The sequence below is a fragment of the Vibrio sp. Of7-15 genome (assembly GCF_022347565.1).
Taxonomy (GTDB): Bacteria; Pseudomonadota; Gammaproteobacteria; order Enterobacterales; family Vibrionaceae; genus NORP241.
In genome coordinates, this window is the sequence record NZ_JAKRGH010000024.1 from 1 (window position 1) to 14512 (window position 14512).

The window sequence follows — 14512 nt, forward strand, 5'->3', positions numbered from 1 at the left end:
GCTGCTTCTGGCTCTGTGACTAATTCAGCGTCAGTGTCCAGTTCTTCCGGTGCATCCACGGCCCAGTCATCATCTAGCGAGTCCAAGTCGTCCAGAGACTCTGACTCTTCCAGAGACGCTTCGCTTTCAAGCTCAGGTTCGTCAGCAACTACTGGCTCTTCAAAAGAGAAATCATCTTCGATTGAATCCAGCTTGGCGTCATCTGAGACATCTGTGTTGTCTTCGGTCAGCTCAACATCGTCCGCTGTAAACTCGGCTTCTGGCTCAGAAATATCCGCGTCTAATTCCGATAACAACTCATCGCTGTCGTCTTCTGCAATGTCGCTGGTTAACTCACTTTCTGGTGCTGCTTCTGGCTCTGTGACTAATTCAGTGTCAGATTCTTCCGGTGCATCCACAGCCCAGTCATCATCTTCGATTGAATCCAGCTCGGCGTCATCCGAAGCATCTGTACTATCTTCAGTTAACTCAACATCATCCGCTGCAAGCTCGGCTTCTGGCTCAGAAATATCCGCGCCTAATTCAGATAGCAACTCATCGCTGTCGTCTTCTGCGATGTCGCCTGTTAACTCACTTTCTGATGAGTCAATATCAAGGTCAGGCTCAACCAACTTATTTTCACCATGATCAGCCAAAGCTCGATCTAATACAGAATCAAAATTATCCGTACTACCAGTTTCTTCAAGATCAGGCTCTGTTTCGGTTGCTTCTAACTCGACTTCTAAATCATCAATCTCTGCATCAGGATCTGATAACGCATCAAAATCAAGATCAACACCAAATTCATTGTTTGTTACTTCTGGTTCTGCATCAATAAGCCAATCTTCATCTTGAGGCTCATCTTCTTTAGTACTAAGGTCCGGAGTATCAGATATAGCGTCTTCATCAGCCTGATCAGCGTCAGTGTCTGCTATATCTTTACCGCCCTTTCCCTCGAGTTCCTCTTCAAGCTCTGGTGAATCGTCGATGAAATCATCCAATAGATCAGTGCTGTTTTCATCAAATTCGAAATCTAATGAGTCCGATTTATTATCATCACCTAACAGTTCATCTAAAAGCTCAACACTGTCTTCCGCAATCTCTAATTCATCGGAACCATCGGTAGGCTCTTCTAACAGCTCATCCAGTAAATCAGTGCTGTCTTCACTTAATTCCAGATCAGAATCAAGGCTGCTATCGGCGTCTAATAAGTCATCAAGCAAATCCGTACTTTCTTCTGGAACGTCAATTTCATCATCAAGACGTAGATCATCTTCTAATAACTCATCAAGCAATTCTGTACTGTCATCCGCTAGCTCAATAGTCTCTTGGCTATCCAGCTCTTCCTCTTCTAGTACTTCATCAAGTAATGCCGTACTTTCTAGATCTAGGCTGTCATCTTGATCACTGGATGTCTCATCAACACCACTGAATAATTCATCAAAACCGACGCTTTCTGCCTCTAAAGAAGACTCATCAGAATCCAAAGACAGATCTAGATCTTCTTCTTTTTCTTTCTCAAGCTCTTCTTCATCCCCTGTTTCATCTAAGTCCCAACCGGCATCAAGCTCTGAGCTTTCAGTTGGATCTTCAAGTAACCCTTCTAACTCCGCAGCGGCACCATCATCGAGCGCATTTGCTAAGTCAGCTTTTTCAGGCTCAGTGGCTAAGGCTGCATCATCGTCATCCTCGTCATCCATATTGGAGAACAAGTCATCTAACAGAGATTGATCTAATTCTCCTTCTAAAGCTTCATTTTCACCATCGCTCGCTAACAAGCTATCAAGGTCAACTTCTTCTTTTGCTTCTTCTTCAGGAACAGACAAATCAAAAGCAAACTCTTCGTCATCTTTGTTTAATGATGTTGAATCAATGTCGTCAAGCGCCCGTTCCATCTCTTCTAGGCTTAACGCTTTTTCATCACCATTAACGGAAATACCACCAGCACTCATATCAAGATCATCAAGATCTCCTAGCGAGTCATCGTCTGATAAACTGTCTAAATCGCCATTGTCACCAATACTTGCAAATGGGTCATCTTCATCAGATGAATCAAGATCTAAGTCTAATGAGTCATCACCATCACCTAGTCCTGAGAATGGGTCATCGTCCCCATCGTCCATACTGCCGAACGGGTCATCATCGGAGCTATCAGCAAATGGGTCTTCATCATCACTTGCAAATGGGTCCTCATCATCGCCTAACGGGAAGTCACCATCATCTAAGTCACCTAAAATATCATCGTCATCATCAGACAATGTTAGCTCTGGGATATCATCATCAATCGCATCTTCATCTGGTACGATAATGGTTGGCATATCAGCCGCTTGCTCTTCTGTGATCTCTTCTTCCTTACGACGAGATAAGAAGAAAGCGATAAGGCCAGCGATCAACGCACCTGGAACCAGGGCAAGAGCAGCAATACTCCAAGGGCTAGACGCAAGCTTGTCCATCAAAGATGGTTCAGACACCATCTTGTCTATTTGCATCTGTTTTTGTTCGGCTAAGAATTTTTCCACTTCAGCACGAATACGACTTTCATCGTCAACTTCTTCTTGCAAAGCAGCGACCTGATGCTGCATTTCTGCTAGACGAACACGAAGTAAATGATTGCTCTCTTCTAAGGCAGAGAACTCACTTTCTGTCATATTCAGTTCGTTTTTCAGCTCAACAAGTTCACTGTCTGACATTGGCTTCGTCGCAGCATACTTCGTTGCCATTTCACCCATAGGTTTCTCGACTTCAGCCATTTTATCGTCAGCTTTCGTCATTGCTGGCATGTCAGGCTTAGTCACTTTTTCTGGTGTTGACGTCGTAGGCTCTGGCGCAGCGACAATAGCTGGATCTGTGGTTCGACTAGCTGGAGGCGTTGTCGCCGCAGTGCTTGAAGGAGCCACAGGTTGACGAGCAGGCTGAGCACCATTTAAACGGGCTTGATGTACTGTTAACAGGCGCTTAGCTTCTTCTGTGCTTTCACGGCGAACTTGCGCCAATGTTGGCAAACGTAATTCACTGCCCGGAATAAGGCCGTGTAAGTTATTACCTTCAAACGCTTGTGGGTTTAAACGATAAATAGCTAGTAATGTTTGCTGAACAGTGGTTGTACTGGAAGGTTTTACGCGACTAGCAATGGACCATAAAGTGTCATTTCTGGTTGTTGGGCCGTAAGTTCTGACGCTTTCAGAATCATTCGGTAACGTTTGAGGTAAAGCTGTCGATTGCGTTTCATCATAACGTTGAGAGAAGCTGCTAGAGTCGTTAGCGTCTCCATCAGGCCCTATGATTCGAATCGTATCCGCTTGTGCAGTCGATATCTGCGTTGCCACAAATAATGCGAGTGGCGTAAGAATGCGTGTAACTTTAGTAAATGCGTCAGACACTGCCCGTATGCCTCTTTGGGAGATAATAAAAATATGAACTAGACACTATATCGGATAGAACCTTAAAAACTGTAGCATTTAACGTTAAAAGTGTTTCATCCAATCAAAAAATAATCTGATCTATGTAAATAGATAAAAAAACGCTCCGAGGAATCCCCAGAGCGCCTTAAATCAATTAGATGTAATCTCTAATTAATACTTCTGCAATTTGCACTGTGTTAGTTGCTGCGCCCTTACGAACATTGTCTGCAACAACCCAAAGGTTAATACCTGTTGGATGGCTAATATCCTGACGAATACGCGCTACCATTACATGATCTTTTCCGGTGGCATCGCCCACTTGAGTTGGGTAATCCGTTCCGTGGAATACTTCTACGCCTTCAGCCGCTTCTAGTAAACGGCTCACTTCTTCTGCATCAATCGGAGCTTGAGTCTCTAAATGCACCGCTTCCGCATGACCATAGAAAACCGGCACTCGAACACAAGTTGGGTTAACCGCTACTGTGTCATCACCCAGAATTTTCTGAGTTTCCCACACCATTTTCATTTCTTCTTTGGTGTAACCATTGTCTAGGAACTGATCAATGTGTGGTAAGCAGTTAAATGCAATTTGTTTGTCGTACGTTTTATTTTCAGCAGGTAGCCCATTTAATAAACGAGCAGTTTGACCCGCTAATTCATCAACACCAGGCTTACCAGAACCAGAAACAGATTGGTAAGTAGACACATTGATGCGCTCAATCCCAACCGCATCGTAAATTGGCTTTAATGCCACTAACATCTGAATGGTTGAGCAATTTGGGTTTGCAATAATGTTACGATTACGAAAATCAGCAATTGCACCAGGGTTTACTTCAGGCACAACCAGTGGAACATCAGGTTCGTAACGGAAGCGTGATGTATTATCGATCACAATCACACCTTCGTCAGCAGCAATAGGAGCCCAATGATCTGACAGCTCAGCACCTGCTGAAAATAAACCAATTTGTACTTGAGACCAATCGAACTCTTCAACATTCTGCACACGGACTGTTTTGCCGTTAAAGCGCATGGTTTTACCTTCGCTGCGCTCACTCGCTAATAAGTACAAGTTACGCACAGGGAAGTTACGTTGCTCTAATACTTCAACAATCGTCTCACCAACTGCGCCTGTTGCACCTAATACGGCAATATCAAATTCTTGACTCATGAATGTCCTCAATTGTAAATCCAAGTTTTGCTAATGGCTCTAGATTACATGCTGAACCACCAGCAAGGGTTATTGCACTGTACTCTCTTCTGTCCCAGTAACCTTTACGCATTGCATCAAATGCACCAGTTTGGTTTATCTTACGACGGAAAAGAGCATCGTCTTTACGCACATCATAAATCAACTGGATAAGATTGTGCAGCGTTGCCTCGTCCCAAGCTTGATTTAATTTCACATACGGAACAGGTGCAACGGGTAATAAGCTCGCCGCTGATACCTCTTCCTTCAATTTCAAAAACTCACAGTACCGATTATAAATCATGGTTGTACCGCGAGCCTTCCCTTCTAAACCATAGCCAGCGATATGCGGAGTAGCAAATGCAAGATGCTCTAATAGCTCTAAATCCACTTCTGGTTCGTGCTCAAATACATCCAATATTGCCGTGAAGCCGTCTTGTTTTTGCAATCGAGTTTTTAGTGCTTGGTTATCCACCACAGGGCCACGCGCCGCATTAATTAAAATTTGATTATGGCGGCATTCTGACAATCGTTTTTCATTCATTAAATGGTGTGTCGGCCACTCTCCCCCTACTGTAATTGGGGTATGAAAAGTAATGACATCGGACTGACTTAATAAAGTATCTAAATCAGTAAACGTGCGACTGTCTCCTTGCTGTTGTTTGATAGGGTCATTTAGCAAATAACGAATACCTAAACCTTCTAAGCACCGCGCTAAATACGACCCCACCTGCCCTGCACCAACGATGCCGATGGTTTTATCAAAAATTGAAAAACCTTGTTGTTGTGCAAGTACAGTTAAGCAACTTAATACGTATTCAGCTACACCCACTTTATTGCAACCAGGAGCGGCAGTGAAAAAGATCCCCTTTTCCTTTAATAAATCTTGATTAACATGATCCATACCCGCTGTCGCAGTGCCCACAAATTTTAGTTTATTGGCTTTACTTATCAGCGCCTCATTCACTTTGGTCACAGAGCGAATCATTAATGCATCCACGTCGATTAAATCGTCAGCCGTTAATTCCCGACCGGGTTTAGTCCTCACGTCGCCTAAGTTGCTAAACAGTTGTTCAGCATAAGGCATGTTTTCATCAATCACGATCTTCATAAAATAGTCCTATTATTCAGCTGCCATCGATTGTATTGGGGATAGGAAAGTACTGGCAAGAAGAAAGTCATGACCAACGACAAAGAGAGAAATTACTAAAAGAAAATTGCTTTAGTTTTATGGATAAACTTATCTGGATATATAAACGAAGGCTAAGATATAGGCTAGCGACAAAGAAAAAACCCGGCGATGATCGCCGGGTAAAAAGTTCCAGAATCAAAGTCCATTACTCCGCTCTCCGTGGAGTAATGTTCGCGTCTGTTTTAGCCCGATCAGATCAAGCTAATATCTGGAAATGGGTTATTAGGTTGCCCTGTGGTTAGGCAACCTAATTTTTATGCTTCGTATTTTTTGATAACAAGCGTGGCGTTAGTACCACCGAAACCAAAGCTGTTAGACATTACGGTTTTCAGCTCTTGCTCACGAGTTTCCGTGACAATATCTAAACCTTCAGCGGCTTCATCTAATGTTTCCACGTTAATGCTTGGTGCGATAAAGTTGTTATCTAGCATCAATGTTGAGTAAATAGCTTCGTGAACACCTGCAGCACCTAATGCGTGACCCGTCATCGCTTTAGTGGCAGAAATGGCTGGGCAGTTTTCAGAGAACAACTCTTGGATTGCACCTAGCTCTTTCACATCACCTACAGGGGTTGATGTACCGTGGGTATTCACATAGTCAACACTGTCTACGTTTTGCATTGCCATCTTCATACAACGCACAGCACCTTCACCTGACGGTGCAACCATGTCGTAGCCATCAGACGTCGCGCCATAACCGACGACTTCACCGTAAATTTTTGCGCCACGAGCTAAAGCATGCTCAAGTTCTTCGATAACCAGCATACCGCCACCACCAGAGATAACAAAACCATCACGGTTTGCATCGTAGGTACGAGATGCTTTTGAAGGATCATCGTTGTATTTCGTTGATAATGCGCCCATTGCGTCAAACATCATGGTCAAAGTCCAATCTAGCTCTTCACCACCACCTGCAAACACAACGTCTTGTTTACCAAGTTGAATCAATTCAACCGCGTGACCAATACAGTGTGCAGATGTTGCACATGCAGAACTCATTGAATAGTTCACGCCACGGATTTTAAACGGCGTCGCTAAACAAGCAGAAACCGTTGAAGACATAGTACGCGGCACCATGTAAGGGCCAATACGCTTAACGCCTTTGTTTTGTAGTGTATCAACTGCAATAGCTTGGTTTAGTGACGACGCACCGCCCGAGCCAGCAACAATACCGGTACGATCATTCGACACTTGCTCTTCTGTTAGGCCAGCATCTTCAATAGCTTGTTCCATCGATAGGTAAGCGTATGCAGCCGCATCACCCATAAAACGCATCTTTTTGCGATCGATATGTTCAGAAGGCGTCATTTTTAAATCGCCCCAAACGTTGCTGCGAAGACCTTTTTCCGCAAACTGTTCAGAGAAGTTGATGCCTGACTTACCTGCTTTTAGAGATTCTAAAACCTCTTCTACATTATTACCGATACTGGAGACAATCCCCATGCCTGTGATGACGGCTCGTTTCATGATTCTTTCCTATTGTCATAGATCGTCGAAGATAATAACCAACTTATTACCAGAAAGTGGTCAGCTTTCCATGAATTCCGGTACAATTCACGCTAATTTACTTTCAAAGTACGAGGTTTCCCTTGTCAAACCACAAAATTGAGAACGCAACCCTAGATTGGAATGAGGTAGGCACTCCTGTATCGAATGATTTTGATGATGTCTATTTCTCTAACACCAATGGCTTAGAAGAGACACGTTATGTGTTCCTTCAACAAAATCATTTACCTCAACGCTGGACAGAATTTCAAAGCCGACGCTTTGTTACTGGTGAAACAGGTTTTGGTACAGGGCTTAATTTTTTAGCGGTTTGGCAATGGTTTAAAGAATTTAGAACCAATAATCCTGAAGCGCCACTTAAAGAGCTTCATTTTATCAGCTTCGAAAAATTTCCCGTTACCCGATCTGACTTAGAGAAGGCCCATGCCGCATGGCCTGAGTTAGCGGAATTGGCCGCTGAACTGCGTGAAAACTATCCCATCGCAGTGGCAGATTGCCATCGCCTCGTTCTAGCAGATGGAATGATCACGCTGGATTTGTGGTTTGGTGATATTAAAGACTGTATGCCACAAGTGTGGATGAGTGACGAAGGCCTGATCGACGCTTGGTTCTTAGATGGTTTTGCGCCCAGTAAAAACCCTGAAATGTGGAATCAAGAGCTGTTTAATAACATGGCTAAACTGGCCAAAGTAGATTGTACTTGTGCCACATTTACCGCCGCCGGTTTTGTACGAAGAGGCCTTATTGAAGCTGGCTTTGATATGAAAAAAGTCAAAGGCTTTGGTACGAAACGAGAGATGATTGCTGGCCGTTTAACGGAACGAAAAAATGCAGCGAACCATCTTCCTTGGTTTGCCATTTCAACCAAAAAAGACATTACCGATGTCGCCATCATAGGCGGTGGTATTGCTAGTGCTTCTCTTGCTTTAGCGCTAGTAAGAAGAGGGATAAACGTTACTTTATATTGCCAAGACGAGAAACCCGCTCAAGGAGCTTCTGGTAACCGCCAAGGCGCTGTTTACCCGCTGCTTCACGGCAATTTGGAAACATTAGCCCGATTTTTTGGCCCCGCTTTCGTTTACGCACGCCAATTTATTGATCAAGCAGCTAAAAACGTAGATTTTGATCATGATTGGTGTGGTGTTACCCAATTAGCTTGGGATAAAAAATCAAAATCTAAGCTTGATAAAATCATAGCCAAAAACTTCACCCCAGATCTTGTTACCCAACTTAATGTGGAACAAACCAATGAAAAGACAGGACTGACCGTTGGTGTCGACGGAATCCACTACCCTCTGGGCGGCTGGCTATGCCCCCAGCAACTGACTCAAGGGCTATTTGATTTCCTTCTGCAATCAGACAACTTTAATGCCCATTTCAATTGCGATATTACCAAGCTCACCGAACTGTCTGATGAAAAAAGCTGGCGACTTTGTGATTCACAACAGCAGCAATACTCGCACCAAGCGGTAGTGATTGCTAATGGTCACAAAGTGGCTCAATTTACTCAAAGTGAAAAAATCCCAGCTACGCCCGTTCGTGGTCAAGTTAGCCACACCAAAACAACAGAGGCACTTTCTAACATTAAAAGTGTACTTTGCTACGATGGCTACTTAACCCCAGTAAACCCTAATACCCAAACGCATTGTATTGGTGCCAGCTACGACAGGCATGATTTAGCGATTCAGTTTTCTGAAACTGAGCAACAAGAAAACAAACAACGTTTGATCAAGTGCCTTCCTGAACAAACATGGCCGCATGAAATCAACGTCGATGACAATCAAGCACGTGTTGCGATTCGCAGTGCCAGCCGTGATCACTTACCGTTTGTGGGTAATATCTGCCAGTTCGAGCCCTTAATGGCACAATATAAGAACCTGCAAAAAGAACAGCAACACGCGAAAGACACACCTGTGTATGACGGGCTGTTCTCTTTCATTGGGCTAGGCTCTCGTGGCCTCAGTTCAGCACCATTGTTGGGAGAAGTACTGGCATCTCAAATTTGTGGTGATCCACTGCCACTACCTATTTCAATTCTTGAAGCGCTTCACCCGGGAAGAATGTGGGTAAGAAAGCTACTAAAGGGTCGCCCAATCACAACGAATCAGCATTAATTTGCATTCAAAAGTAGCTGAAATACTGGCATGCTTTGGCCTTCACCAAAGCATGCTCTCTTAAGAAGATAAGCTCATCTATCTCGCCAGTTTATGATGCGCCTTTGAGAAATGCCCAGAGCAAAATGCCCCAACAATCGATAACTCCCCAGCCAAACAAATGGTCGCGCACACCTCTGCTAAGGCTTGAGAATGACCACTTCCGGATAAACCTAAAATATCTAAACACGCTTTCTGGCTTGGTAAACAAGTTCCTCCGCCAACGGTACCAACCATCAAATTAGGTAACGTCACAGAGGCATATAAACCGCCCTCTTTATTTACCTCCATACGCGTGATACCCACTGCCGATTCCGCAACGCAGGCTGCATCTTGACCACATGCAATATACAAAGCCGCTAACGCATTAGCGTAATGCGCATTCACACCAATCGTACCACTTAACGCTCCGCCCACTGTGGTCATATGGCCAAAGTCCGTCATTTTTTGGGGCGTAGTGTGTAAATAGGTTTTGACCAGTTCAGCAGAAAGGTGAATTTCAGCCGTCACCTTTTTGCCACGAACACTACGTAGGGTTTGTGCCGTCGCTTTCTTATCACCCGATAGATTGCCATCAAGAAAAGCATACTCAGGCTTAATTGGGCTTTCTTCCATGATGTACTCAAACACAGCGTTGGTGGAGATCGTCACCATGTTTTGACCTGAAGCATCACCCGTTAAAAACTCAAACACAAGATAGACATGGTTACCTTCAATATTGGTATTGATGTCCATTAGCTTGCCGTGCTGGGTTGTTGACTCTGCAATTGCCTTAAAAACGTCGTATTGCGTAACGATCCAAGCAACAAACTGGCCTGCCTGAATCAAATCATAAAAGGCAAAACCTGGTGTTCGAGTTACACCTTCATTTAGCAACATTGCCGTTGCACCACCAGCTTTGGAAATCAACGTTGCACCACGATGATAGGAAGCCACTAAAGCTGCTTCCGTAGTTGCCAAAGGCACATGATAATCCCCTTTAGCAAACAAGCCGTTCACTCGTAATGGGCCTGCAACCCCAACTGGTAATTTCACCGTACCGACAAAATTTTCAATATTTTTCTGATAATGCGTCATCTCGTCCTGAGTGACAGGATCCAACAATGCCTGCTTCGCACTTTCATTTTCCAACACATCCCAACGTTTACCCACCACCTTTTCATTGAGAAACGGACTTCTCGGTAGTTTCTTTTCTACGGGGGAGTTATCGGAATCGAGGCGTTGATGCAGATCTGAGGAGGATAATGTTCCAACCATCGACGTCATATAGTCTTGTCGATGTAGATTCAATTTTGGCATATCAATACTTCTTAACTCATGATGCCGTGATTGTACTTGTTATAAAAAAAAATACTGCTCCTTCCAGAAATCGTGCAACACAAAGACACAATTTTTCTATAAACCCCACTAAAAAATTGAACAAACAAGACCAACAATTTTCTGGCTGTATAGTAAGAAAAAAACCATAAATAAAAGCTCAGCAATACATCACTGAGCTTTGGTTATCAATTGGTTGGATCTCACTTAATTAGAAAAAACCAAGTGGGTTAGAATCATAACTCACCAGCATGTTCTTGGTATTCTGATAATGATCCAGCATCATTTTATGAGTCTCACGGCCAATGCCCGATTTCTTATAACCGCCAAATGCCGCATGAGCCGGGTAAGCGTGGTAGCAGTTCACCCAAATACGACCAGCTTCAATATTGCGAGCCGCCTTATAAGCCAGGTTCGTATCACGAGTCCATACACCCGCACCTAAGCCATATTCCGTATCGTTGGCAATCTCTAGCGCTTCTTCATTGGTTTTAAACGTCGTAATTGCGATAACAGGGCCAAAAATTTCTTCTTGGAAAATACGCATTTTATTGTCGCCTTTGAACATGGTTGGCTGCACATAATAGCCCTTGTTTAAATCGCCATCTTGCTGTTTGGCTTCACCGCCTAATAAAACTTCAGCCCCTTCATTACGGCCAATTTCCATGTAGCTCATTATTTTATCAAACTGCTCATTCGATGCTTGCGCACCAACTTGAGTCTCCGTATCTAGCGGGTTGCCTTGCTTAATGGTTTTGGCACGCTCAACCACTTTACTAATAAACGCATCATAAATATCTTCATGAATAAGGACACGCGATGGGCATGTACATACTTCCCCTTGGTTAAAGAAAGCCAGCAAAATACCTTCAATACATTTATCTAGGTACTCATCTTCATGATCCATCACATCTTTAAAGTAGATATTCGGAGACTTACCACCAAGCTCAACGGTGGATGGGATCAAGTTATCAGCAGCACATTTCAGAATATGCTGACCAACACTGGTAGAGCCCGTAAAGGCGAGTTTCGCAATGCGATCGCTGGTTGCTAATGCTTGGCCCGCTTCAGCACCATATCCATTTACCACATTCACCACCCCTGCCGGGATCAGATCACCGATCAACTCCATCAAAACTAGGATCGATGTGGGTGTCTGCTCAGCTGGCTTTAGCACGACACAGCACCCAGCAGCCATTGCTGGTGCCAATTTCCAAGCCGCCATTAGAAGCGGGAAGTTCCATGGAATGATCTGCCCTACCACCCCAACTGGTTCTGGAAAATGATAGCTCGCCGTATTGGCATCTAATTCCGCCGCCGAACCTTCTTGTGCTCGAATACAACCAGCAAAATAACGGAAATGATCCACCACCAATGGTAAATCCGCCGCTAATGTTTCACGTACTGCTTTGCCATTTTCCCAGCTTTCGACAACAGCCAATGATTCAATGTTTTGCTCAATACGATCCGCTATTTTTAGCAACATATTAGAACGTTCAGTCACCGACGTATTCCCCCACTGGGCACGTACTGCATGGGCTGCGTCTAACGCTAAATTAATATCTTGCTCTGTTGAAGCCGGCACTTCACAAAAAGGCTGACCATTTACTGGAGAGGTATTTTCAAAGTATTGGCCATTAACAGGGGGAACCCACTCACCGCCGATAAAGTTTTCATAACGTGGCTTGAAGTTAACAATGGCGTTGTCTGTTCCCGGCTGAGCATAAATCATAATGTCTTCCTTGTTACTGTTGTTAGTTAGGGCACAAAGCGGCTTATTTATTTAGCTGTATGCCACTCTGTTCACAAATCTAATAACGCAAAGCTCAGACCAACAATGAACATTTGGTGTTAATAAAATGTAACGTTATGATTAAATAAAATTTTCACAATCATATAAGAAAAATGACTCGCACAGCCCAAGTGTTCAATCCTGTTCCATTGTTCCGTTTTGACACACCCAAACTGTATCAGCATAGGACACTCCTGCCATGACCTTACAAACTACCCCGCACTCTGACTCTTGGCTAAACAGTTCATGGCAACGCAGCCGACATGCAGGTTTAAAAGAGTCTGAAACCCCTGAACATATCCGTTTAAATAGAGTCGATTTACAACACAAGAAAGACGAGTCTGCGCTACTGATTAATGTGATTGAAAAACATGCATTTCCTTTATTCAAACAAGCTTTAGCACACACTCAAAGCCGACTCATTATTGCAGACAATAATGGTGTGATCTTAACGTCTTGGGGACAAGAAAAGTTCGCTAATCGACTTACCGATGTCGCTTTAGAAGCAGGTGTATGTTGGCAAGAAAAGCATAAAGGCACCAATGCAATAGGTACCGCCTTAACCGAAAAAAACCTTACTTGTGTACGAGGCCAACAACATTTTATTTCAAACCACCGCTTTCTCAGCTGCACTGCCAGCCCTATTTTTTCCCCAGACGGTAAGCTTATTGGTATTTTAGACATCACGAGCGAGCAACAAATACACAACATTCAGGTCAACCTGTTGGTGCAAACTATGGTTCAACAGGTTGAAAGTGCTCTCATGAACCATGTTCCTCAAGGGAGCTACCGTTTTGATATCGCCCTCTCCGACTCCCTACTTCATACTGGGTGGCAGGGGATCATTGTGACAAATGAATCAGGAAAAGTTTTGGCTTACAATTCAATCGCCAGCCAGTTACTTGAAAAGCCCATTTTAATAGGTGAAACCCTAGAGGCTTTTTGGCAACAAAGCTGGCCACCTCAGAATGCAGCTCCAAGATCCATCAAAACCTCTAGCAATAATGTCAGCATTGCGTGTCAGGCCCTTGCTCCCAAAAACCGAACGTTCACCGCTTCTAACTCCTTGCACTATGGCGATAGTGCCGTAGAGAAAATATGGCAGCAGGCATGCAAAGTGATCAATAAAGACATCCCTTTGCTGATTTTAGGTGAAACCGGAGTCGGAAAAGAGCAGTTTGTTAAACAGCTCCACCAAGTCAGCCAAAGAAAGAAAGCGCCTCTGGTAGCAGTAAACTGTGGTTCTTTACCTAGTGAGTTATTAGAGTCGGAATTATTTGGTTATGTAGGCGGCGCGTTTACCGGAGCAAATCGACAAGGCTATTTAGGCAAAATTCGTCAGGCCAATAAAGGCATATTATTTTTAGATGAAATTGGTGAAATGCCACTTTCAGCGCAAAGCCGACTGCTTCGCGTATTGCAAGAACGTGAAGTGGTGCCTATTGGTAGCAACAGCATTGAACACGTCGACATTCAAATTATCGCGGCTACACACAATAACCTGCTAGAGTCTGTCGAAAAGGGGACCTTTCGCCAAGACTTATTCTATCGCCTAAATGGGCTTACCCTCAATATTCCGGCCCTTCGTGAACGTGATGATCTCAAAGCATTAATTCATCAAATTCATGGGAAATATTCAGAGCAAAAACAACATATTTCCCCCACACTCACCAAGCTTCTACAAACCTACGCTTGGCCTGGCAACCTACGAGAACTAGATAGCATGATGAAAGTTGCATGCCTACTCTCTGAAGGAAAGAAAACCTTAGAACTTTCCGATATTCCTTCCAATATTCAGCAGCAGCTTTTCTCGGAACCAGTGAAAGCAGAAGAACCTATTGCGCAACCTAGCTTAAAACAATCTATCCACTCCCGGTTGCTAGAAACCTATAAAAGTAACAGCGGTAATATCAGTAAGACGGCGAGACAACTGGGTATCAGCCGCAATACGCTTTATCGGAAGCTAAAAGAAATTGGATGTAAATAA

Annotated in this window: 8 protein-coding genes; 2 read left to right on the plus strand and 6 right to left on the minus strand. The window is 43.8% G+C overall.

Going from position 1 to position 14512, the window contains the following annotated elements; translation table 11 throughout:
• From MHO82_RS19700 to fabB, 4 genes are all read right to left on the minus strand, one after another.
• A partial coding sequence (locus MHO82_RS19700) for a FimV/HubP family polar landmark protein (protein ID WP_239186696.1) occupies positions 1-3359 on the minus strand: 3359 nt, incomplete at its 3' end.
• Between the two features lie 175 nt (positions 3360-3534).
• Positions 3535-4548, minus strand: a complete 1014-nt coding sequence (locus MHO82_RS19705) for an aspartate-semialdehyde dehydrogenase (protein ID WP_239186699.1) — start codon at positions 4546-4548, stop codon at positions 3535-3537.
• Positions 4532-5677 (minus strand): 4-phosphoerythronate dehydrogenase, encoded by a 1146-nt coding sequence (locus MHO82_RS19710; protein ID WP_239186702.1) that lies wholly within the window; start codon positions 5675-5677, stop codon positions 4532-4534. Before MHO82_RS19710 ends, MHO82_RS19705 begins: the two co-directional genes overlap by 17 nt.
• Positions 5678-6012: 335 nt before the next feature.
• Positions 6013-7224 carry a beta-ketoacyl-ACP synthase I gene (gene fabB, locus MHO82_RS19715; protein ID WP_239186705.1) on the minus strand — a complete coding sequence of 404 codons (1212 nt, stop codon included), beginning with the start codon at positions 7222-7224 and terminating at the stop codon, positions 6013-6015.
• 122 nt (positions 7225-7346) lie between these two features.
• On the opposite strand from fabB, the gene mnmC reads away from it, so the two are divergent.
• Positions 7347-9377 (plus strand): bifunctional tRNA (5-methylaminomethyl-2-thiouridine)(34)-methyltransferase MnmD/FAD-dependent 5-carboxymethylaminomethyl-2-thiouridine(34) oxidoreductase MnmC, encoded by a 2031-nt coding sequence (gene mnmC / locus MHO82_RS19720; protein WP_239186708.1) that lies wholly within the window; start codon positions 7347-7349, stop codon positions 9375-9377.
• Between the two features lie 78 nt (positions 9378-9455).
• Here the strand turns inward: mnmC and MHO82_RS19725 are convergent, their stop codons facing one another.
• Together MHO82_RS19725 and MHO82_RS19730 are read right to left on the minus strand one after the other, a co-directional pair.
• Positions 9456-10715: a hydroxymethylglutaryl-CoA reductase gene (locus tag MHO82_RS19725; RefSeq protein WP_239186711.1), complete on the minus strand. Its 1260-nt coding sequence runs from the start codon at positions 10713-10715 to the stop codon at positions 9456-9458.
• A gap of 229 nt (positions 10716-10944) precedes the next feature.
• Positions 10945-12465, minus strand: coding sequence for an aldehyde dehydrogenase family protein (locus MHO82_RS19730; protein WP_239186714.1), 1521 nt, complete (start codon positions 12463-12465; stop codon positions 10945-10947).
• A gap of 259 nt (positions 12466-12724) precedes the next feature.
• On the opposite strand from MHO82_RS19730, the gene MHO82_RS19735 reads away from it, so the two are divergent.
• A complete protein-coding gene (locus MHO82_RS19735) occupies positions 12725-14512 on the plus strand; it encodes a sigma-54-dependent Fis family transcriptional regulator (protein WP_239186717.1) in 1788 nt (595 codons plus the stop codon).

Coding starts and splice junctions, on each gene's coding strand:
- MHO82_RS19725 (WP_239186711.1), bottom strand. CDS start 10,715: ATGCCAAAATTGAATCTACATCGACAAGACTATATGACGTCGATGGTT.
- MHO82_RS19705 (WP_239186699.1), bottom strand. CDS start 4,548: ATGAGTCAAGAATTTGATATTGCCGTATTAGGTGCAACAGGCGCAGTT.
- fabB (WP_239186705.1), bottom strand. CDS start 7,224: ATGAAACGAGCCGTCATCACAGGCATGGGGATTGTCTCCAGTATCGGT.
- MHO82_RS19735 (WP_239186717.1), top strand. CDS start 12,725: ATGACCTTACAAACTACCCCGCACTCTGACTCTTGGCTAAACAGTTCA.
- MHO82_RS19710 (WP_239186702.1), bottom strand. CDS start 5,677: ATGAAGATCGTGATTGATGAAAACATGCCTTATGCTGAACAACTGTTT.
- MHO82_RS19730 (WP_239186714.1), bottom strand. CDS start 12,465: ATGATTTATGCTCAGCCGGGAACAGACAACGCCATTGTTAACTTCAAG.